The organism is Pseudomonas chlororaphis, assembly GCA_001023535.1.
GTDB classification, from domain to species: Bacteria; Pseudomonadota; Gammaproteobacteria; order Pseudomonadales; family Pseudomonadaceae; genus Aquipseudomonas; species Aquipseudomonas chlororaphis_E.
Genome location: CP011020.1, coordinates 5,487,830 through 5,510,098 on the forward strand (window position 1 = coordinate 5,487,830; position 22,269 = coordinate 5,510,098).

Consider the following 22,269-nt stretch of genomic DNA (forward strand, 5'->3'; position numbering starts at 1 on the left):
CACGGACCTCAGCCGACAATCAGGAGCCCACCCTCATGCCTAACCGCCAAAGACACCTCGCCGCGCCCGCTTATCGCCCGTTGCTGCTGCCGCTGTCATTTGCCTGTGGCCTTGCCTCTTTCAACCTTGAGGCCGCCGAAAGCGGCGCGTCCACTCTCGATACCGTGGTGGTCACCGGCAACAGGGGCACCGTCGAACGCACCGTGACCAGCAGCCCGACGCCCATCGATGTGGTGACCGGCGCGCAACTGCAAGCGGTGGGCAAGCCAAGCCTGCTGGAGGCGCTGAGCAAATTCATTCCCTCCTTCAACCTGCCCGACCGCGCCGGCTGGGATGCCAGCGGCGTGGTTCGCTCAGCCACCCTGCGCGGCCTGACGGCGTCCCACGTGCTGGTGCTGGTCAACGGCAAGCGCCGGCACACCAGCGCGACACTGAACATCAACGGTATCAACAGCGGTGCCGCGCCCAGCGACCTGGACCTGATCCCGGTGGCGTCCATCGACCATATCGAAGTGCTTCGCGACGGCGCGGCGGCGCAGTACGGCTCGGATGCCATTTCCGGGGTGATCAATATCATCCTCAAGCAGACCACCGGCGGCGGTTCCGACACCACTCTTGGCCAGGGCTACGACGGCAAGCGCGGGACCGCGCAGCAAGCGCTCAACTATGGATTCCAAGTGGGCGAAGCCGGCGTGCTCAACGTCTCATTCGACACACGCTACCAGGAGCGCGACAACAAGGCCGGCAGCAACGGCTACAGCAACCATTACTACCCGCAAGCCGACGGCTCGCCCGACCCACGCGAGGCCGGCGCAAGCCACCACACCTACAAGGGCTACGGATTGCCCCGCAGCCAACTGGCCGATGTCGGCTACAACCTCGACCTGCCGCTGAGCGACGACGTGACGCTTTACTCGTTCTCCACCCTGGCCACCCGGGAAAACAACGACGGGCAAAACTTTCGCCTGCCCAACGGGCGCAACACCATTACCACCGGGCCCAATGGCTACCCCGATGGCTACAGCCCTTATTGGCTGGTGAACGAAACCGACTTCCAGTCCGCGTTCGGTGCCAAGGGTGAAAGAGCCGCCGGCTGGGCATGGGACCTGAGCAGCACCTACGGACGCAACTACGCCAAGCAACGCACCTACAACAACCAGAACCCGTCGCTGGGGGAAAACACGCCGAACAAATTCACGTCGGGCATCTACATCGCCGACCAGTTGACCAGCAACCTGGACCTGAAGAACAGTTATGAAATCGGCCTGGCGAAACCGCTGGATGTCGCCTTCGGCTTCGAACACCGACGCGAAAGCTACGAGACACGCGCCGGCTCCGAAGCCTCCTACATCGACGGCGGCTACGTGTTCCCGGCCGGCCATCCACGCGCCGGGGAGCGGCCCGATCCGGGTGCCCAGGTCACCAACGGCATCACGCCCGAGGACGCGCAGAAAGTCAGCCGCAACAGCGTCGCCAGCTACATCGACCTGGGTTTTTATCCCACCGAACAGTGGTACGTGGGGCTTGCCGCACGCTACGAGCACTACAACGAAGGCATCGGCGCGACCCGCAGCGGCAAGCTGAGCACCCGCTACGAGTTCAACCCGGTGTTCTCGGTCCGCGGCACCATCAGTAACGGCTTTCGCGCCCCTTCGCTGGCCAACCAGATCTTCACCGCCCGCTCCACCGGCTTCGACACCATCAATGGCGTCTACCAGCCCTACAACTATGTGATCCTGCCTGTGGATTCGGCGGGTGCCCAGGCGCTGGGAGCCGAGGCGTTGAAACCCGAACGCTCGACCAATTTCAGCCTCGGTTTCGCCCTGACACCCAGCGAGGACCTGAGCCTGACGGTGGACGGCTACGTGATCAACCTGCGCGATCGCCTGGTCCTGAGCGAACGCTTCCAGGGCCCGGGAATCGCCGCCCTGCTCGACGGCATTGGCGTGCCGGCGACCGCGGGCGCGCAGTACTTCACCAACGGTGCCAACACCCGCACGTCCGGGGTCGATGTGGTCGGCAACTACCGACAGAACCTGGAGCGTTATGGCTCGGTGCGCTGGACCGCGGCGCTGAACTACAACCACACGAAGATCCTCAGCGTCGCCGAAACACCTTCGCAACTGACCGCCCTGGGCAGCAATTTCGAATTGATGGGGCGCCAGTCGCGGGCCCTCATCACCAAGACCTCCCCCAGCAGCAAAATGATTTTCTCCGCCGACTGGGCAATCAACGACTTCGATGTCAACTTGCGCCTGACCCGCTACGGCACGTACACCGAGGTCAACAGCTCAAGCGACCCGAGCCTGGACCGCCGCTATAGCGCCAAATGGATCACTGATCTGGACGTGGCTTATGCAATCAACAAGCAACTGACCGTCGCCCTCGGGGCACAGAACCTGTTCGACAAATACCCCGATCATATTGGCGTCAGTAACGCTTCGTTCGGCGACAACTGGGGCAGCTACTCCCCTTTCGGCTTCACCGGCGGCTATTACTACACCCGCCTCCAGTACGCTTTTTGAGGCCCGGCATCGCTGCTTAAGCTAATGCCCAAAAAGTATTTATAAATTAGTTTTTAGAACCATAGGATTCTCCAGCGCCTCTCCTTTTTTCCTTGAATATCGAGCACGCCATGTCAAACCCCCTCAGCAAATGCGCCGTGATACGGCGCCGCACCTCCCTGGCCAGCCTGGTCGTTGCGCTGGCCGTGTCCACTCTCGCGCTACCGGCCCAGGCTCAGGAAACCCTGCGCATCGGCTACCAGAAATCGTCGACCCTGATCACGCTGCTGAAAACCCAGGGCACGCTGGACAAAGCCCTCGCCGAAGCGAATATCGAAGTCAGCTGGCATGAGTTCCCCAGCGGCCTGCCCTTGTTGGAAGCGTTGAATGTCGGCAATGTCGACATCAGCGCTGACGTGGCCGATACCGTGCCTGTATTCGCCCAGGCGGCGCAGGCCAAGCTGACCTATTTTGCGCAGGAAGCCCCTTCGCCTTCGGCCCAGGCCATCGTTGTCGCCAAGGATTCGCCCTTGCAGCAACTGGCGGACCTGAAGGGCAAGAAAGTCGCCGTCACCAAGGCCGCTGGAGCCCACTACCTGTTGATCGCGGCTCTGGACAAGGCAGGCCTGAAATTCTCGGACATCCAACCGGCCTACCTGTCCCCCGCCGACGGTCGGGCAGCCTTCGAGAATCGAAAAGTCGATGCCTGGGTCACCTGGGAACCGTTCCTCAGTGGCGTGCAACGACAGTTGCCCACCCGAACCCTGACCGACGGCAGTGGGCTGGCCAGCTACAAGCGCTACTACCTGACCAGCACCCGCTATGCCCAGGCGCACCCGCAAGTGCTCAAGGTGGTCTACGGGCAATTGCAGGAGGCCGGCAACTGGATCAAGAATCACCCGCGCGACGCAGCGCAGGTCCTGAGCCCGTTGTGGGGCAATCTCGATGTGGAAACGGTCGAAGCGGCCAATGCTCATCGCAGCTATCAGGTTCAACCGGTGAAAGCCGACCAACTGGATGAGCAGCAGAAAATCGCCGATGCTTTTTTTGCCGCGGGGCTGTTGCCCCGATCGGTGGATGCTCGTGATGTGGGGATCTGGGCAGAGTAAGGCTGCGAGCCGATCCCGCATGCCGTAAACCGGTCCTGAAGTCGCGCCCTCAGGGCCTCATCGCCTTGAGGCGCAAGGTTATTTTCCCTTCATTCGTTCGGTGCCTCGTGTGCCGTGTCCGCCACGGCCTGAAGCCCCCCGAGCGCATAGCTCACCATGTGCTCGATCAGCCCCTGCGGCTCGATGCTCAGCCCTTGCAGCACATGCCGGGTCAAGGGCTGGTGTGCGATCAGCAAGAACAGACACGGCGCGAAGACGCTGATCGCGCTGCGCAGCGTGGTGGGATGATCGGCCGGCAGGTTCATGATTTGCCCCAGCAGGCTGCGCAGTATGTGCGCCTTGGGAAAGGACTGCTCCCTAAGGACCGCCTCGAACTCGGGGGAAGGCGAAAGCAGTTCGCGCGTCAGCACTTTCAAGGCCCAACCATCCGGATGATTGTGGATGCGCTCGACGAGCAGGATGATGAGTGCGCGCAACTTGTCCTGTGGCGAACCCGGTTGCTCGCTGAGCGAAACCAGCGTTTGCATCTGCAGGAATCGAGCATGGGCTTCGAGCAATACGGCCCGGTACAAGCCTTCCTTGTTGACGAAGTGATAATTCACGGCCGCGCTGTTGGCCTGCGAATGCTCGCAAATCTGTTTACTGGTGGTGTTGGCCAGGCCCTGTTCGGCGAACAACTCGCCGGCTTTCTCCAGAATCTGCAGCCGCGTTGCCCGCCCGTCGAGTCGCGAAGCGCGGGCGACGGAAGGCTTGCCAGAAGCATTGTCCATGAGCTCATCTCTCGATAGTTCTAATTCAAATTTGACTTTTTATTTTGACGTACCTATTTTGGTCCTGTCACTGCCCCTTTACAACCCTGCGTGAAGGCCTGCCTGGATGTGCGCAGGCTTTCTCGCCTCATCAAGGAATCACCGTCATGGAAGCGCGCGTAATGACACCTTTCACCTACTTCTCATTGCCCATGCAGAAGCAGTTCCTGGTCAATCAGAAAGCCGTTCAGGGTAAGCCCTACGCCGACTTTTTCCGTTCGCAGATCAACGTACCGCTCAGTGCCGTCGAGAAAATCCAACAAGGACCGATGCCTTTGTCCGACACGCTGACGCCCAGCATCGAAGACCTCAATCGCATGCTGGCGGCGGACTTTGTCAGCGAGGAGGCTGGATACGCCCTGTTGCCCGGCCCGATGGCCTACGTGCAAAGCCGCAAATTCTTCCCCGGTTGCACGGCGCAGATGCTCAAGTGGTGGTTCATGTGGCACCCGCTCGAAGCCGAGCGCTACACCTTGTGGTTTCCCTATGCGCATGTTGAAAATCCCTGCGTGCATCATGAGCGGCTGGTCGACGACAGCTTGAGCTTCGAAGACAGCCTGTATGGAAACACCTTCTGCGCCTGCGAATATGTCGGCGATCGCCTCATGCACCTGCATATTCATTTCAGAGATCCCTGTGAACTGGGTTTCTGCCCGGACATGTACCGTGAATCGAAAATCGATGGCAGCGTCAGCGCTCTGATGAGCCTGGCGGACCAGCCGCAAGTGCCTGTCTCGCTGATGGTCCACCTGTTCAAGGAATGCCCCGAAGGCTTGTACCTGACCAGCCGTTACTGGGTCGGCAGCCACCCAGCCATGCAGCGTTTTCCAGGCGCCGATCAAGCCGCGCAGTTGCTGGAAAAAAACGGCTTTGGCGAAGCTGAACTGGAAACGCTGGCTTATGAATTCGCTGTGCATGATTTGTGTGAGTTCAACCACCTGGCCAGCATCCTGCCAAGCCTTCATGCACAGTTCAGTGGCGCCGCGTAACCCCCTTCCCTCCCTTGACCAGGCTTCGGCGGCGCCTTAAACCGCCGCCGAAGTGGTCCGCAACACACCGTTCATCAGTAAAGTCGTGAACTCGTTGATATCCCCCTCTACTTCCAACTGCTCGGTCAACAACCTGTACCAGCAGAACCCGAAGATCATGTCCAACAGCAATTCACGGGACGTGTCCTTGGGCAGCTCCCCTTGTTGAATGGCGTTTTCCACCAGCTTGCGAGGCAATTCCCTACGCCGTTCCATGAATTCATCTTTAAGTTTGGGCAGCGTCGTGGGGTCGAGCTGGGCTTCAGCGATGACACATCGAAAGGCTTCCCCGCAAATCGTTTCCCGCCAGACCTTCCAGAGATTGAGCAACAGAAAATTAAGGTTTTCCTTGAAGGAACCTTTATCCGGCTCCTTGCGAATCTGCTCGCTTTCGCTCTCGTAGACCTCGGCTATCAACGCCGCCTTGTTGCCCCACCATCGATAGATTGTCGGCTTGCTCGCTCCGGCGCGCCGAGCCACAGCCTCGATGCTCAACCCTGAATAACCGCACTCCTTGAGGGTTTCTATGGCAGAGATGATGATCGCTTTGTGCGTGTGTGGGCTCCTCAATGAGCCAATGGAGCTCCGAGACGGTTTACGGGCCATAATTCAAAATCTCCAATATGGCGCTTGACAAAAGAAAAGCAGGGTATAGGATTCTCTCGAAAAGCAATGAAACGGATCGTTTCGTTTTGTATGATTATTTGATCTCGACTTCTGCTTAACCGCGCACCTCGGTAGCGGTATGCACCGCATTGTGGAAAGAAAAGGAGAGAATAGTCATAAATTTTTAATGCGACCTTAACGATACGGTACGTTTCGTATCATACATAATAAAAAGGAGATAATAAACCCATCGCTCATCAGTGGAACGCCAGTTTTTTCCACTGAAGCCCCCGGTTTACGGGCATAGGACTGCCAATGACACTTTGCGGGCACCATTAGATAGTTTCTAAATATTTCATGCATCCGTCACGGCCACGCCGCTGGCAGGTGGAGAAAGGAATCTGGAGGAAGTACACGTGAATAAAGTAGGAATTGTGAGCTATGGCGCAGGCATTCCGGTGTGCCGTCTCAAAGTGGAGGATGTGATCCACGTATGGAAGAACACTGACCTGAGCCTGGTCACAAACCAGCTCGGTGTCATTGAAAGAGCCGTCCTTCAACCCGACGAAGATGTCATCACCCTCGGCGTACTCGCCGCTCAACGCGCGCTGGACAAAGCGCCCCTCTCCCACCTGGATGCCCTTTACCTCGGCACATGCACCAACCCGTATGACTCTCGCGCATCCGCGTCGGTCATCCTGGAAATGCTCGGCTGCGGCTACGACGCCTTCTGCGCAGACGTACAGTTTGCCGGCAAGTCGGGCACCAGCGCCCTTCAAATCGCCTACGCCCTGGTGGCTTCGGGCATGAGCGGCAACGCCTTGGCCATTGGCGCCGACACGATCAACCGCAACACCGCCCCCGGCGACCTGACAGAGTCCTATGCCGGAGCAGGAGCGGCCGCCTTGCTGCTGGGCACTGAAAACGTGATCGCGCAATTCGACGCCAGCTTTTCCTGCGCGGCGGATATCGCGGACAACATTCGTCCCCAGGGTGATCGTTACATCCGTTCCGGGATGGGATTGGGCTCCGACAAAAACAGCATCGGCCTGGAAGAGCAGACCCACCGCGCCGCATCGGGCCTGATGACCAAGATGAAGCGGCAGGCCGGCGATTTCGACTACGTCGTCTTCCAGCAGAACCTGGTGTCGACGCCCTTCTCCCTCGGCAAGGGCCTGGGCTTCACGACAGCGCAGATCGAGCCGGGCATCTATGCCCAGAGTGTTGGCGATACCGGCGCGGCGAGCCCTTTGCTGGGCCTGGTGAACATACTGGATCGAGCGCGACCCGGTGAGAAGATCCTCATGGTGTCCTACGGATTTGGCGCGGGTAGCGATGCGATTGCCTTGACGGTGACGCCTGCCATCGAAGCCTACCAAAAGACCAACGTCCCGCTGCGCACGCTGCTGGAGGATAAGTATTACGTGGATTACGGGACGTCGATCAAGTACGAATTCAAGTACTTGCGACCTGACTATGCCCTGACTGCCTACCTCTGATTTCTATCTATCCAGCAAGGAGCACCTTCTATGTGCGCACGACGCGTTGCTATCGTTTCGGCTGCCTATACCCCCAAGCCCGGCAGCTCCCGAGTTCGTCAGACCTTTAAAGAGATGATCGTCGAGTCCGCCTACCAGGCACTCAACGCCATCAAGATGCATCCCCGCGAGCTTCAGGCGGTCGCCTATGGCTACCACGGTGAAGGCATTTCCGAGTACGGCGGCCTGGGCCCGACCATCTCCGATGCCCTGGGCATCAGCCCTGCCCCGACGTTCATGAGCACTGCCAACTGCACCAGCAGTTCGGTGTCCTTCCAGATGGCCCACCAGATGGTCGCCTCAGGTGAATACGACATCGTCCTGTGCGGCGGCTTTGAAAAAATGACCGATCACTTCAACTACGCCGAATACATCGGCTCCAGTACGGAGTGTGAGTACGATTACTTCCTGGGGATTTCACACACCGACGCCTTCGCCCTGGCGACGGCCGAATACTTTGAAAAATTCGGCTATGCGGGACGTGAAGCGGATGTCCTGGCCACGTTTGGTCGGCAGATGCGCATCTATGCCCACAACACCCCCACCGCGACCCGCTTTGGCGTGCCGATTCCGTCCCTGGAAACCCTCAAGAACAGCGAGGCCTGCGGCTCGATGCTGGCCTGGGGCGAGGCCAGTGGTTGCGCGATCCTGGTGGCCGAACACCTGGCGCATCACTACACGAGCCAACCGGTGTTCATCCGTGGCTGCGCCTACACCGGCGTGTCGCATTACTTCGGGACGCGTTATCACAACCCGACCCTGAAACACGCGGGCCTGCCGAAAGACGTGGGCATGGCGGTTTCCGCCAACTCCATTGCCTGTGCCGAAATCGCGTACAAAAAAGCCGGCATCACCGCCAAAGACATTGACGTGGCACAGGTCTACGACTTGCTGGGGGCGGGCCTGATCCAGATGGAATCGATGGGTGTCTGCGGCCCGGGCCAGGCCGGTGACTTTGTCTTGGAAGGCGGTATCGCCCTCGACGGGCAACTGCCGTTGAACACCGATGGCGGCAATATCGGGCGCGGTCACGCTTCCGGTTGCGACGGCATCCTGCACATTACCGAACTGTTCCGACAGCTTCGTGGCGAGTCCAACAACCAGGTCAAGAACGCGCGCATTGGCGTCTCGCAAAACCTGGGCGGTTACGCCGCGCATAACAGCGTCATTGTGCTTTCCAACGATTAAGGAGCCGACCATGTCCCTGTACCCAGAACAAATCCACCGCATGACCACCGCCAGCATGTTGCGCGAATGGCGCGAGCACGGCGGCAAGTACCGTCTCGAAGGCAGCCGTTGCCAGGATTGCGAGGAGATTTTCTTTCCTCGGCGAACCGTATGCGGCGCCTGCAACTCGATGAACGTGCAGCCGTACCGCTGCGCGCGCACCGGCACGATCCAGGTCAGTGCCCATGCTGAAAACCCCATCCTCGCCGCCATGGGCTATGGGGAAACCGTACCGCGTTTCATGGCGATGGTGCGCCTGGATGACGGCCTGGTGATTGCGTCGGAAATCGTCGACGTGGTCGACCCACGACAGGTTGTCAGCGGCGCGCCTGTCCGCATGGTAGTTCGTAAACATGTCCGAGAAAGTAACTTGGCTTGGCAATATGCCTATAAGTTCGTACTGGTGAAATAACAAGCGAGTTGTCCGCCCTATCCCGCGTTATTAATAACAACAGTCGATATTTCCGGCCTATCAGCCCGTTACTTTGATTCTGTTCTTCAGAGTCCTGCTTCGCCATTGCCTTAAACGTGTTACCTAACTCTTTATTGGCTTTAAGCCGAGGACTTGTCATGTCTACACTTTGCAAACCCAGCTTGCTGTTCCCGCCACACAAGATTACCCAGCAACAAATGATCGACCATCTGGAACACTTGCACGATGACCATCCTCGCATGGCCCTTGCAAAACGGATGATCCAGAACACCCAGGTCAATGAGCGCCACCTGGTGCTGCCGATCGATGAACTGGCGGTGCACACCGGCTTCACCCATCGCAGCATCGTCTACGAGCGCGAGGCCCGCCGCATGTCGTCCCTCGCGGCACGCCAGGCCATTGAGAATGCCGGGCTGACCACCGACGACATCCGGATGGTCGCCGTGACTTCGTGCACCGGTTTCATGATGCCCTCGCTGACGGCCCACTTGATCAATGACCTGGGGCTGCGGACGTCGACCGTGCAACTGCCGATTGCCCAACTGGGCTGCGTGGCGGGCGCTGCGGCCATTAACCGGGCGAATGACTTCGCCAGCCTGTCGCCGGAAAACCATGTGCTCATCGTGTCCCTGGAGTTCTCGTCGTTGTGCTATCAACCCGACGACACCAAGTTGCACGCGTTCATATCCGCTGCGCTGTTTGGCGATGCCGTATCTGCCTGCGTGATGCGCGCCGACGATAAGGCGCCTGGATTCAAGATTGCCAAGACCGGCTCTTACTTCCTACCGAACAGCGAGCATTACATCAAATACGACGTCAAGGACAGTGGCTTCCACTTCACCCTGGACAAGGCCGTCATGAACTCCATCAAAGACGTGGCACCCATGATGGAAGAGTTGAACTACGAGACCTTCAATCAGCACTGCGCCCAGAATGACTTTTTCATCTTCCATACCGGCGGACGGAAAATCCTCGATGAGCTGGTCCTGCAACTGGACCTTGAGCCTGGCAGGGTCGCGCAGTCGCGCGACAGTTTGAGCGAAGCCGGGAACATCGCCAGCGTGGTGGTCTTCGACGTGCTCAAGCGCCAGTTCGACAGCGGGCCCGACGCAGGTGCGACGGGCATGCTGGCCGCCTTCGGCCCCGGCTTCACGGCCGAAATGGCCGTGGGCAAGTGGGTCGCCTGACACGCCGAAACCCACAGCACAAGCACCCAGCCGGGGGCACAACTGCCCCCGGCTAGAGGTGTTTTGGTCGCAAGCACTCACCTCGCTCAAGAGGGCTTCCAAAGGGCTAAGGATAGAAGGGGAAGGAACATGGAGAGGAAGTATCTGGCCGCCCGACCTTGGGGTGGCTATGAAAGGCGCATGGTCGCCCTTTTGTCGTTGAGCTTCGGGCTGGTAGGACTGGACCGGTTCATCATCATGCCGCTGTTCCCGGTGATCATGCGTGATCTGGCGCTGGACTATCAGGACTTGAGCCTGTTGTCGGCGATCCTGGCATTCGCGTGGGGCGGCTCGGCCCTGTTCATGGGCGCCGCCATCCGGTTGCTGGGCACCAAACAACTGCTGGTGCTGTCGATCACCCTGCTGTCGCTGTTGGCCGGGGCTTCTGCGTTGATCACCAGCCTGGTGGGCCTGGTGCTGCTGCGCGCATTGATGGGCGTCTGTGAAGGGGCCTTCACGCCCGTGAGCATCATCGTCACCGATGAAGTGTCCCAGCCCTGCCGACGGGGACTTAACCTGGGGATCCAACAAGCCCTGTTTCCCATCATCGGCCTGTGCCTCGGGCCATTGCTGGCGGGTGTCCTGCTGGAATTTTTCGGGTCGTGGCGCGCGGTGTTCGCCATCATCTCGCTGCCGGGGCTGCTCGTGGCCTGGTATCTGTACAGAAGCTATCAACCGGCCCGGGGGTCACACCTTCCTCCCATTGAGCGCCCCACCGCCAGCCAGTGGCGAACGGCCCTGGCCAGCGGCAACGTGCGGCTCAACATTGCGTTGATGCTCTGCATACTGACGTGCCAGTTCGTTCTGTGTGCCCTGCTCCCCAGCTACCTCACCGACATCCTGCACCTGAGCGATTTCTCCATGGCCATGATCATTTCCGCGATCGGCCTGGGTGGTTTTTTTGGCCAGTTGGTCATTCCCGGGCTGTCCGACCAACTGGGTCGCAAGCCCGTCGTTTCCGTCTGCTTCATGCTCAGTGCACTGCTGGTGGGCCTGCTCATCGTCAGCCCGCCCTTGCCGTGGCTGCTGTTCCTCCAGTTGTTCTTCCTGTCCTTCATCAACTTCAGCCTGATCTGCATCACCGTCGGACCGCTGACCAGCGAATCGGTGCCAGCCAGCTTGCTGGCCACCGCGACGGGCCTGGTGGTGGGCTGCGGAGAGATTCTGGGCGGCGGCGTCGCGCCCGTGGTCGCCGGCTACATCGCGATGAACTGGGGACTGACCGCCATCCTGTTCCTGGCGCTGGCCGGCAGCCTGACGGGCGGGGTGCTGTCGTTGCGGCTCAAGGAAGCCAACCCTGCGTTCGCCGGACGCGACGACTTCAGCCCCCTACCCGCTCACTTGACCCTGGAGGATAAGTCATGACGCATTACGTGATGTTACTGGACGCTCCCGAGCCGCAACGCGGCCTTGGTGTGTTCGATTTCAAATCCGGGCAGAGCCTGGAGGTGCGCCCATCGCAGGGCAACCTGTACGAAGCGCTGACCCACTGCGCCCAGGGAAACCTGGATTGGGAAACCTACCTCAAGGAGCAGCCCTCGACCCCCTATCCGCTCACGTCCGCCGCGGTGAAATACCGGCCACCGCTCATGCCCGATAGCAACCTGGCGGTGCAGCTCAGCGAAGTCACCCTCTGCACCGCCAAGACAGAGCAAGCCTGGTACTACAAAGGTAACGGACGCCTGCTCAGGACGGATGGCGATCCCCTGCAGGTGCCTTACCATGCCCAAAGCATCAGCAGCGAGCCGTGCATCGTCTGCCTCTACTGGGTCGATCACTTTGGCGCGCTGCGCTTCATGGGCTTCACCCTCGGCAACGACCTCCACGATCACGTGCTGCACGGCCGTGATGCGATTTCTTCGGCACAGGCCCGCCTGCGCACCTGCGCCGTGGCCCCGGCATTGATACTGGGAGAAATGCAGGCCGACCTGGCCATCAACGTGCAGGTGGAACGCGACGGCCAGCCACTGGCAGCCAGTCACCATCGAATGAGCTTGCATGGTTGGCAAAGCCTGCGTCGATACTCGCAGGCGTTCCTGGAGAAGCATGAGCAGTTTCTCGAACCCGGCCTCGTCCACTACGTCTTCCACAGCTTGAGCCACCGCACCACCCAAGTGTCGCTTCAGCACGGTGACTGCCTGAGCATCGACTGCCCTGAGCTGGAATTGACCCTGCGCAATCAGATCGTCGAAGAAGAACTCGCGGCACTGTTTCCCTTGCCCGCGCGGCGCGCACCGCACAGCCCGTGCATCGACCTGCCCTTGTCGGCCCCCAGGAAGTCCTGAGGGTGCAAAGGGGCTGGTCGCGCGCGGGCCGAGCTGAAACCGTTAGGGCCATCCAGCCAATCCGGCCCTAACGGTTATTGCGCCAGATGGAAAAATTCAACGCGGCGGCCACGCACAACCAGGCCAGGTAAGGAAACAGGATCAACCCGGTGATCACGTCCAGGCGCAAGGTCAGGACCACCATGACGGCCACGACCAGCCAGAGCAGTGTGATGATCACCAGGCCGGCGAACATCTGGTGCGCACCAAAAAACACCGGCGTCCAAAGTGTGTTGAGCGCGATCTGCGCCGCCCACAATGCGATCACGGTCTGGCTCCCCGGGATCAGCGCCAAGCGATAACCCGCCCAGGCCAGCAACAGGTAGATCACGGTCCATGCCACTGGGAACAGCCAATTGGGTGGCGTGAAGCCAGGTTTCACGAGGGACGCGTACCAAGGGCCCGGCTTGAAAATGATCCCCGTGCTCGCGGCGGCGGCACAAGCCAAGAGAAAGATGAAAAAAGTCATTGTCGATCCTTAGGGCAGGCCCACTGCCTGGGCGAACAGCCAGGGGGCGGCTTCAAGAGTGGGGTACGAAGGTGCATCGCACCCTTCCCAATAAATGACTCGATCATCGGCGCATAAATTCAATGAGGCGTCGCAATCCGGGCAGCGGCACGTCAACCGGCCTGCCGTTACCTGCAGCACTACTCGCGACCACCGGTCCAGAGCCCCTGGCACATCAGGAGGACTGGACTAGAGTCAACGCTTTGCGAAGTTCAAAGGACCGACAACATGACCACGACCTACAGTGCCCCAGGCCTCCTTGTCGTCGACATCGCCGGACGTACAGACAACGCCCAGGACGTCGTCATACAGCCCGACGGTTCAATCCTGATCGCCGGTTTCAGCGACTACGGCAACGCGCTGGATGACGGTAGGGACTTTTCGCTCACCCGCCTCAATCCCGACGGCAGCGTGGACACCGGCTACGGTCACGCCGGGCGACAGGTGATCCATAAACAGATCCCCTTCGAAAAAGACTACAACCTTCAAGTCCAGGCTGACGGCGCGGTGGTGACGACCCACGCAGGCCACGATGACACCGCCATCGTCCAGCGTTGGGGCCCCGACGGCAAAGCCGATGCAGCGTTCAACAGCAACGCCGAGGCCAGCCTGTCCAGCGGCTTCGGCACCAAGTCCATCGTGCAAGCCAATGCCGACGGCAGCGTCCTGGTCAGCGCGGTGCAAGGCAATCTTTTGAACGTGGCACAGTTGAATGCCGATGGCACGCGGGACACATCGTTCGGCACAGACGGTCTCCTCACGCTGCAAGCGCCCGCACCGTTCATCTTTCTGGAGAGCATTTTCAGAATGGCGGATGGCAGCCTGCTGGTCCACGGCTCACCCGGCGTCCAGAACAGCGTGCTCAAGTACACGGCAGATGGGGAGCTGGACACCCAGTTTGGCGGTGACGGTAGCGTCCCGCTGCCCATCTTCACCACGTTGCGTGGCGACATGGTCGTGCAGGATGACGGCAAGCTATTGATTGCCGGCCCCACCACATACGAGGATTTTGCCGTACTGCGGCTCAACGCCGATGGCAGTCCCGACCTAAGTTTCGGCCAGCAAGGCCTGGTCAGTATCAATCTGCCCGGCGAAGCGGCCTATGGCAGTGAAATCGCCTTGCTCGACGACGGCAAGATTTTGCTCAGCGGGGATACCTACACCAATGGCGGCTCCGATTACGCGGTGGTCCGGCTGAACGCCGATGGCAGCCTGGACACGACCTTCGCCAGCCCGGATGGCAACGCGCGACTGGTGGGTTCCTCCAGCAATGATAAATTGCTGGGCGTCAATACGGACGAGATCCTGCGTGGACTGGCCGGAGACGACCTGCTGCAAGGCAATCTTGGTCGCGACCTGCTCTCCGGCGGCGCAGGCCACGATGTCTTTCGCTATGCCAGTGTGGCCGACAGCTTTCGCACCGCGGACAGCACCGGCAGTGATCGCCTGCTCGACTTCAACCCCAACGAGGATCGCATCGACCTCAGCGCCCTGGGTTTCACCGGCATCGGCAACGGATACGCCGGCACGCTGGCGATCCAGAACAACGCCGACGACACCCGCACCTACCTGAAAAGCTTCGAGGCCAATGCCGATGGCCAGCGTTTCGAACTGGTGATCGATGGCAACGTCACCGCCCAACTCAACGAAAGCAACCTGCTGTTCAGTGCGGCGAACAACGCAGGCGGCTCCCTGCCTGAGCAGGTGGAACTGACGTTGATCGGCACAGCCGGACCGGACCTGCATACCGACGTGATCTGATCAGGTGACCCGTCAGCGCCTTGGGATGCTCTATCATGAGCTTGTGCTCATGACGAGCCTTTCTGATGACCTGCCGGGACCCCCTCTACATGAGAGATCTGCCACCGACCGCCACTTTGCGTGCCTTCGAAGTCGCCACCCGGCACACGACCTTCACCGCTGCCGCGCAGGAGCTGCATGTCACGCAAAGCGCGGTCAGCCACCAACTCAAACACCTCGAGTCGCTGTGGGGATTGCAGCTGTTCGAGCGTGGCAAGTCCCTGAGCCTCACGGCCGCGGGGGCTACGCTGGCGCCCATCGTGCGGGAGTTCTTCATGAGCCTGGAGGCAACCCTCGGCGATCTGCGCGAGCAGAAAGACCGGGTCCGGCTCGAAGTCAGTACCACCTATTCCTTCGCTCTGAAATGGCTACTGCCACGCCTGCCCAGTCTCTCGCGCCTGCATCCCGAACTGCTCGTCTCGCTGGACACCACGGACAAGATCATTCATTTCTCCAACGCCCAGGCCGACGTCGCGATCCGGCTCGGCAAGGGGAGTTACCCCGGCCTGCATTCGGAGTTCCTGTTCGGCGAGCAGGTGTTTCCGGTGGCCAGTCCCGAGTTGCTGTTGCGCTTCGGGACACCGCAGAGCCCTGCCGAACTGTTGCACTACCCGCTGCTGACCCGCGATGGCGCCGAGCTGGTGCCAAAATGGGAAGTCTGGTTCCAGAAGGTCGGGTTGGAGTTCCTCCCGCTCAAGGAAAGCGTCAGGTTCGGCGACACCAACATGACGGTCGAGGCAGCCCTGCTCGGCCAGGGCATCGCCCTGGTGCGCAGCGGGCACGTGGAAAGCGAAATCAGCGATGGCCGTCTGGTGCGGTTGTTCGATGTGCCGTTTCCCTCCCCGCTTGCCTATTACTTTGTCTGTCCGAAAGGCATCGAGTCACAGCCACACATCGTCAACTTTCGCCAGTGGCTATTGAGCGAGGCGCTGAAAGCCCAGCAAGCCTATGGGTGATGCATGAGGTTTTACTCATGAAACAATGAGGAGACTTCTCTGTAATCCGGGCACGGCGTTGCATACACTGGCCCGCATGCCTATCCACATCACACTCCTGGTTCTCTTCGCCGCACTCTTGCATGCCAGTTGGAATGCCCTGCTGCGTGGCGGCGCCGATCGACTCTGGTCCATGACGATCATGTGCATTGCCGTGGCCATCGCCAGCGCCGTGACCGCCGCGTTCATGGTGACGCCGGCGCCCGCCAGCTGGGGCTATGCGTTGCTTTCAGCGCTGCTGCACGTTGGCTACAACCTGTTTCTGGTACGCAGCTACCGGCTCGGCGACCTGGGGCAGGTCTACCCGATTTCCCGTGGTTCATCACCGGTCCTGATCACCTTGGGCGCCGCGGCCTTTGCCGGGGAAAGCATCTCGCCTGGCACGTTACTCGGCATCGCGCTGGTGTCGGGCGGCATCATTTCGCTGGCCTTGAGCGGACGCAAGCTGTCCACTCCGAGTCTGTCCTATGCGCTGGGAACCGGCTGCTTCATCGCCGCCTACAGCGTCACCGACGGCATCGGCGCCAGGCTCTCCGGCGCGCCACTGGCCTACACCGTGTGGATGTGCACCTTGTGGGGCGTGATGATGCCTATGGTGTACATCGGCCTGCGCGACGCCCGTAGCCTGTTCGCGGTGCGGCCCGGCGTGTTGACCGCCCTGGCCGGCGGGCTGGTCTCCCTGTTGGCCTACGCCATCGTCATCTACGCCATGAACGAAGCGCCCATGGGCGCGGTGTCTGCATTGCGCGAAACCAGCGTGCTGTTCGCGGCGTTGATTGGCGGCCTGTTCCTCGGCGAGGCACTCACCGTTCGCCGAATCCTGGCCTGCGCAGTGATCGCCAGCGGCATCCTCATCATCGGCTGACACGACTTTTCTCACCGTCGCAGGAGGTAACCCTATGGAAAACGTCTCGCAGGCACCGCTGATCCTGATCACCGGTGGCAGTCGCGGAGTAGGTGCCGCCACCGCGCGCCTGGCGGCCTCGCAAGGCTATGACGTGGCGATCAGCTACGTGGCCAACGAGCCCGCGGCACAAGCTGTCGTGGCAGATGTCGAGGCGCAGGGACGTCGGGCATTGGCGATACGGGCCGACAGCGCAGACCCGGTGCAGGTCGCCGACTTGTTCACGGCCATCGACCGCACCTTCGGGCGCATCGACGTACTGGTGAATAACGCCGGGGTGCTGCAAACCCAGTCCCGCCTGGAAGACCTCGGCTTCGAGCGCATGCAGCGTATCTTCGCGGTCAACGCCATCGGCCCGATGCTTTGCGCCCAGCAGGCGGTGAAGCACATGTCCCATCGACACAACGGACCGGGCGGCGTGGTGATCAATGTCTCCTCCGCCTCGGCCCGGCTCGGCAGCCCCAACGAATATGTCGACTACGCGGCGTCGAAGGGCGCCCTGGAAACCTTCACCATCGGCCTGGCCAAGGAAGTGGCCCGTGAAGGCATCCGCGTCAACTGCATCCGCCCCGGCCACATCTACACCGACATGCATGCCAGCGGCGGCGAGCCGGGACGGGTCGAGCGCGTCAAGGACTCGATCCCCATGGGGCGCGGCGGCCAACCCGAGGAAGTGGCACGGGCCATCCTGTGGCTGGCCAGCGCGCAAGCCTCCTTCGTCACCGGCACGTTCCTCGACGTGACCGGCGGTAAATGAGGGCTCAGGAAGGTACCGGCGCTTGGGCATCGATCAGTCCGTGACGTTTCAAATCATCCCAGAACGCCGCAGGAATACCGACCTTCATCGCCTGGATATTGGAAACGACCTGCCCCGACGAACGCGCCCCCGGAATGATCGCGGACACTTGCGGATGTGCCGCCGCAAACTGCAAGGCGGCAGTATGGATATCAATGCCATGTCGACGGGCTATGGCCATGATTCGCGCGCGCTTTTCCACCGCTCCGGCGGGTAGATCCTGGCTGAAGTTGTATCGATTGCGTCCTCCCAGGAATCCATCGTTCAGGGGGGTCCCAACCACGACGCTGGTGCCCTTGCTTTTCAACGCCGGTAAGGTACTGCGCAAGGCATCGCCGTGGTCAAGAAGGGAATACTGGCAGGCAAGCAGAACGATGTCCGGAACCGGGTCATCGCCGGCCAGTGCCCGGACCACGGCGTCCGGGGCATTGACTCCGAAGCCCCAGGCTTTGATGAGCCCCTCGTCACGCATCTTTTCAAGCTCGACCATCGCCCCCGTGCGCGCAATTCGATACGCCGCTTCCCAGCCGCCATCCAGTTCGGTGTTATCGGGTGAGAGATCATGGATAAAGACGATATCGATGCGTGGCAGGCCCAGACGCTGCAGGCTGTCTTCTACGGAGCGACGTGCGCCTGCCGCGGTGTAGTCATAGCGGTAGTTGAAGGGCGCCGGCGATTTCCAGATGGCATGGTCCGCACGCCGGCCACCCGCGGCCGTCAATACGCGGCCGACCTTGGTGGATACCACGTAGTCGTCTGGATCCTTGTCATGCAGGAAGCGCCCCAGGCGATATTCGCTCAAGCCAAACCCATAGAATGGCGAGGTATCGTAAAGACGTACGCCCTCGCCCCACGCAGCCTGCAGAACCGACCTCGCCTGCTCATCGCTGATGGGCGCAAAAATATTACCGATCTGCGTTCCGCCCATACCAAAGCGCTGGGGCGTCATGTACCTCATCGTATGCGAGGACGCATTGACCGGCAGGTCTGTGCGCACGAGTCGCCCTTCTGTACGCATGACGCTTCCGCGCTCTGTCAGCGCGGCGGCCGTGGAGGCGGTAGTCATTGAACTGGCCAGGCTCGAGGCTGGCAGTAGAGCGGCTGCAACAGCACCCGCCGCCGAGTAGGTAAGAAAATCTCGTCTGTCCATCCAACATTCCTTTCGCGACTGGGTTTCACGGGCTGTACACAGGCCAGAAACTAGAGCAACGAAGCGGAACCGGGTGAGCCAAATACGCCATATTTTCTGCACAATCCTGCCGATACCCTTGTGCCAGGCACACACGCTCAGCACACTCGGACACTCCGTGAACAGGACATACGTGATGACTAGCGGTTCTTTCTCGCAGTTCGGTCTGAGCCGCCCCCCGGGCGCAGGCGAACCCGCCCAGCCCAACGAACGCCTCCAGGCACTTGGAAGGCTCATCGAAAAAGTCACGAGCCAGATTGGCTTGAACGAGGTCTGCCCGACATCGATCCCAGGCCTGACTTTTTATCGAATGGCCGAGTTGGGTACGCCCACGTACTGCATTTATGAACCGTGCATGGCCATCATTTTGCAGGGGGCAAAGGAGATCACGTTCGGTGAGCAAGCCTGTGAGTTCGGACAGGGGGCGTTCTTCGTCACGTCAGTCGACATTCCCACACTGGCTCGCGTTACAGCGGCTGACGAACGAACGCCTTATTTATCCGTTGTGTTGAAGCTCGATCTTTCCATGCTCAACGAGGTGATCCAGGCCCTGGAATCCCCCAGGCAGGAAGTGGCATCGGTCGCACGCGGCTTCGCATCCGGAGCGGCGTCAGGCGAGATGCTCGACGCCTTCATTCGCTTGACCACGCTGATCGAACGGCCGCTTGAAGCGGGCGTGATGTCGGATCTTATCAAGCGAGAAATATGCGTACGTCTGTTGCTCAGCGGTGCGGGCCCGTGGTTGCGCAGCGTCGCTCGCGATGGTTACCGGGACAAAGGCACTGTGAGAGCCATTGAGTGGCTGAAACACCACTACGACAAGCCGCTGCATGTGGCCGATCTCGCTCAACGGTCAGGCATGGCCTGCTCCACCCTGCACCACAACTTTCGCAAACTGACAGGCACCAGCCCCGTCCAGTACCAGAAATCGTTACGGCTGCAGGCCGCCCGCAGCCTGATGTTGACCGAGCGGGTGGACGTGAACACCGCCGCGCTGAGAGTCGGCTATGAAAGCGTCGCCCAATTCAGCCGCGAGTACGCTCGACGCTTCGGCTCCCCACCGTCGAAAGACATCAAGCACACACGGGAAAATAGAACGTAGCGCCCTCCCCGATTGATTCGAAATTCCATTGGCGCATAGCTCACCGTTACCTGTCTCCACTGCTCATGGCGCAACAGTGCAGTAACAGACTGTTGGGCCTGCAACATCTTCCGGAGGGGGCTCACCCCGTTGAAGGTCCGGAAAATAGTCCTTTCCCAGCTATGGCACAGAGCCTGCAATCTTCCAGGCAAGCGGGATTTGCTCCTGCCTTCCGATCTTCTGGAAATAAAAAAATCGCCCTCTCGCCGCCTTGCCTGGAGCTGTTCCATGAACCCCGCCTCCCGCGTCTCCCTGGCCCGTGCCAGATTCCTGATCAGTGCCTGCATCCTGGCACTGGGCTTGCCGTCCATGACCCGGGCCGCAGAAAGCCCGCCTGCCGAGGTGCATCTGGATTACGCCTATTACTCGCCGGTCAGTCTGGTGCTCAAGCACTTGGGTTATCTGGAAAAGGCCCTGCCCCAGACCAAGGTGAGTTGGGTCTTGAGCCAGGGCAGCAACCGTTCCCTGGAATACCTCAACAGCGGCGGCGTCGATTTCGCCTCCTCCGCCAGCCTGGCGGCGGTGTTGAGCCGCGCCAACGGCAGCCCGATCAAGTCGGTGTATGTCTACAGCCGCGCCGAATGGACGGCCCTGGTGGTGCGCAAGGATTCGCCGTACCAGACGGTCGCCGACCTGAAGGGCAAGAAGATCGCCGCCACCAAAGGCACCGATCCCTATCTGTTTACCCTGCGCAGCCTGCAACAGGCTGGACTGGACAAAGACGACGTGGAGCTGGTGCACCTGCAACATCCGGACGGTCGCACCGCCCTGGAAAAAGGTGACGTCGACGCCTGGGCAGGCCTCGACCCGCACATGGCCGCCAGCGAAGTCCAGGCCGGCTCGCGCCTGCTGTATCGCAACCCCGCTTTCAACAGCTACGGCGTGGTCAGCGTCACGGAGAAATATGCCCAGGAGCACCCGCAGACCATCAAGACCGTGCTGGCCGCCTACGAACAAGCGCGTGAGTGGGCGGTCGGTCATCCGCAGGAGCTGGCCAAGTTGCTGGCCGACGAATCCGGGCTGCCGCTGGAAGTGGCCAGATTGCAGTTGTCGCGCACTGACCTGGGTAACCCACAACTGAGCGCCGAGGATGTGCTGGCCTCCAAGGCTGCCGCGCCGATTCTGGTGTCCGAGGAACTGGTCCGTCGCGGGGTGAATGTGGACCAGGTGATCGACCAACTGCTCGACACCGGTCGCCAGCAGGCCGTGGCCCGTCAATAACCCAGGCAATAACCCAGGCAATAACCGATCCGCGCCTGGCGCGGATTCGCCATTGCCGGAGAACCACCATGAGCAGTCATAGCAAAGACCTTTCCAGCCCACGCCTGGCCCTGTCACTGGCGAGCAAAGCGCCCCCGTTCAACCCCGACTGGCGCCTGCGGCTCAAAGGGTTGGCGCTGCCGGTGCTGATCATCTTGATTTTGGAAATCATCGTGCGCATCGGTTGGCTGCCCTCCTACCAGATGCCCGCCCCCAGCGAGATCGCCCTTACGCTGGGCGATCTAGCCGAAGGTGCGCTGTGGAAACACATCGGCGCCAGCCTGCTGCGGGTATTGCTGGGCTTCGCCATTGGCGCCAGCCTGGCATTGATCTTCGCCGCCTGGGTTGGCTTGAGCCGGGAAGCCGAAGCCTATCTGGAACCCACCTTCGCCGGCCTGCGTTCGATCCCCAGCCTGGCCTGGGTGCCGTTGCTCCTGCTGTGGCTGGGCATCGACGAAACCTCGAAGGTGGTGCTGATCGCCATCGGCGCGTTCTTTCCCGTCTACCTCAATGGCGTGGCAGCGATTCGCAACATCGACCGCAAGCTGGTGGAGGTCGGCCATATGTACGGTTTCAATCGCCGCCGCCTGGTGCGCCGGATTCTCCTGCCCGCCGCCCTGCCCGGCCTGTTCACCGGATTGCGCAGCGGCATGAGCCTGGCCTGGATGTTCCTGGTCGCCGCCGAACTGATCGCCGCCACCAAGGGCTTGGGCTATCTGTTGAGCGACGGCCGCGAAACCTCGCGCCCGGATATCGTACTGGCAGCGATCATCGTGCTCGCCGTGCTGGGCAAGCTCAGCGACGGCATGCTTGCCGGCCTGGAAAAACGTTTCCTGGCCTGGCGCGACACCTTTACCGGCACCGAGGAATGA

Annotated in this window: 20 protein-coding genes; 16 read left to right on the forward strand and 4 right to left on the reverse strand. The window is 60.8% G+C overall.

Features of this window, described 5'->3' with window-relative positions; translation table 11 throughout:
* The first annotated feature begins 35 nt into the window (after positions 1-35).
* Entirely contained in the window at positions 36-2,525 is a 2,490-nt protein-coding gene (locus tag VM99_23950; GenBank protein ID AKK00969.1) for a ligand-gated channel, read from the forward strand.
* A gap of 110 nt (positions 2,526-2,635) precedes the next feature.
* A complete protein-coding gene (locus tag VM99_23955) occupies positions 2,636-3,613 on the forward strand; it encodes an ABC transporter substrate-binding protein (protein ID AKK00970.1) in 978 nt (325 codons plus the stop codon).
* Between the two features lie 89 nt (positions 3,614-3,702).
* On the opposite strand, the gene VM99_23960 is transcribed toward VM99_23955, so the two are convergent.
* Complete coding sequence (locus VM99_23960; GenBank protein ID AKK00971.1) at positions 3,703-4,383, reverse strand: 2,4-diacetylphloroglucinol biosynthesis protein; 681 nt, start codon at positions 4,381-4,383, stop codon at positions 3,703-3,705.
* Positions 4,384-4,529: 146 nt separating this feature from the next.
* On the opposite strand from VM99_23960, the gene VM99_23965 reads away from it, so the two are divergent.
* A complete protein-coding gene (locus VM99_23965; GenBank protein ID AKK00972.1) occupies positions 4,530-5,411 on the forward strand; it encodes a 2,4-diacetylphloroglucinol hydrolase in 882 nt (293 codons plus the stop codon).
* A gap of 36 nt (positions 5,412-5,447) precedes the next feature.
* Here the strand turns inward: VM99_23965 and VM99_23970 are convergent, their stop codons facing one another.
* Positions 5,448-6,056, reverse strand: a complete 609-nt coding sequence (locus tag VM99_23970) for a transcriptional regulator (GenBank protein ID AKK00973.1) — start codon at positions 6,054-6,056, stop codon at positions 5,448-5,450.
* Between the two features lie 416 nt (positions 6,057-6,472).
* Between VM99_23970 and VM99_23975 the strand changes: the two genes are divergently transcribed.
* The 6 genes from VM99_23975 (at position 6,473) to VM99_24000 (ending at position 12,765) form a co-directional block, all read left to right on the forward strand.
* Positions 6,473-7,555, forward strand: a complete 1,083-nt coding sequence (locus VM99_23975) for a 2,4-diacetylphloroglucinol biosynthesis protein (protein ID AKK00974.1) — start codon at positions 6,473-6,475, stop codon at positions 7,553-7,555.
* Positions 7,556-7,585: 30 nt separating this feature from the next.
* Positions 7,586-8,782, forward strand: coding sequence for a 2,4-diacetylphloroglucinol biosynthesis protein (locus VM99_23980; GenBank protein AKK00975.1), 1,197 nt, complete (start codon positions 7,586-7,588; stop codon positions 8,780-8,782).
* Between the two features lie 10 nt (positions 8,783-8,792).
* Complete coding sequence (locus tag VM99_23985; GenBank protein ID AKK00976.1) at positions 8,793-9,233, forward strand: 2,4-diacetylphloroglucinol biosynthesis protein; 441 nt, start codon at positions 8,793-8,795, stop codon at positions 9,231-9,233.
* Between the two features lie 158 nt (positions 9,234-9,391).
* Positions 9,392-10,441 carry a type III polyketide synthase PhlD gene (locus tag VM99_23990; protein ID AKK00977.1) on the forward strand — a complete coding sequence of 350 codons (1,050 nt, stop codon included), beginning with the start codon at positions 9,392-9,394 and terminating at the stop codon, positions 10,439-10,441.
* Positions 10,442-10,570: 129 nt separating this feature from the next.
* Positions 10,571-11,845 carry an MFS transporter permease gene (locus VM99_23995; GenBank protein AKK00978.1) on the forward strand — a complete coding sequence of 425 codons (1,275 nt, stop codon included), beginning with the start codon at positions 10,571-10,573 and terminating at the stop codon, positions 11,843-11,845.
* Complete coding sequence (locus VM99_24000; GenBank protein ID AKK00979.1) at positions 11,842-12,765, forward strand: fumarylacetoacetate hydrolase; 924 nt, start codon at positions 11,842-11,844, stop codon at positions 12,763-12,765. Before VM99_23995 ends, VM99_24000 begins: the two co-directional genes overlap by 4 nt.
* Positions 12,766-12,832: 67 nt before the next feature.
* Here the strand turns inward: VM99_24000 and VM99_24005 are convergent, their stop codons facing one another.
* Complete coding sequence (locus tag VM99_24005; GenBank protein ID AKK00980.1) at positions 12,833-13,273, reverse strand: CrtK; 441 nt, start codon at positions 13,271-13,273, stop codon at positions 12,833-12,835.
* Between the two features lie 267 nt (positions 13,274-13,540).
* Here VM99_24005 and VM99_24010 point away from each other — a divergent pair, with 267 nt between their 5' ends.
* From VM99_24010 to VM99_24025, 4 genes are all read left to right on the forward strand, one after another.
* Positions 13,541-15,073: a type I secretion target gene (locus VM99_24010; GenBank protein AKK00981.1), complete on the forward strand. Its 1,533-nt coding sequence runs from the start codon at positions 13,541-13,543 to the stop codon at positions 15,071-15,073.
* A gap of 89 nt (positions 15,074-15,162) precedes the next feature.
* Complete coding sequence (locus VM99_24015) at positions 15,163-16,068, forward strand: LysR family transcriptional regulator (GenBank protein ID AKK01852.1); 906 nt, start codon at positions 15,163-15,165, stop codon at positions 16,066-16,068.
* A gap of 76 nt (positions 16,069-16,144) precedes the next feature.
* A complete protein-coding gene (locus VM99_24020; GenBank protein ID AKK01853.1) occupies positions 16,145-16,972 on the forward strand; it encodes a multidrug DMT transporter permease in 828 nt (275 codons plus the stop codon).
* Between the two features lie 34 nt (positions 16,973-17,006).
* On the forward strand, positions 17,007-17,768 hold the full coding sequence (locus tag VM99_24025; GenBank protein ID AKK00982.1) for a sugar dehydrogenase: 762 nt from the start codon (positions 17,007-17,009) through the stop codon (positions 17,766-17,768).
* A 4-nt stretch (positions 17,769-17,772) separates the two neighbouring features.
* Here VM99_24025 and VM99_24030 read toward each other — a convergent pair whose 3' ends face one another.
* Positions 17,773-18,957, reverse strand: a complete 1,185-nt coding sequence (locus VM99_24030) for an L-fucose dehydrogenase (GenBank protein AKK00983.1) — start codon at positions 18,955-18,957, stop codon at positions 17,773-17,775.
* 175 nt (positions 18,958-19,132) lie between these two features.
* Here VM99_24030 and VM99_24035 point away from each other — a divergent pair, with 175 nt between their 5' ends.
* The 3 genes from VM99_24035 to VM99_24045 all read left to right on the forward strand — a co-directional run bounded on the left by VM99_24035 (position 19,133) and on the right by VM99_24045 (position 22,269).
* Positions 19,133-20,098 carry an AraC family transcriptional regulator gene (locus VM99_24035; protein ID AKK00984.1) on the forward strand — a complete coding sequence of 322 codons (966 nt, stop codon included), beginning with the start codon at positions 19,133-19,135 and terminating at the stop codon, positions 20,096-20,098.
* A 267-nt stretch (positions 20,099-20,365) separates the two neighbouring features.
* Positions 20,366-21,358 carry a sulfonate ABC transporter substrate-binding protein gene (locus VM99_24040; GenBank protein ID AKK00985.1) on the forward strand — a complete coding sequence of 331 codons (993 nt, stop codon included), beginning with the start codon at positions 20,366-20,368 and terminating at the stop codon, positions 21,356-21,358.
* Between the two features lie 68 nt (positions 21,359-21,426).
* A complete protein-coding gene (locus VM99_24045) occupies positions 21,427-22,269 on the forward strand; it encodes an ABC transporter permease (GenBank protein AKK00986.1) in 843 nt (280 codons plus the stop codon).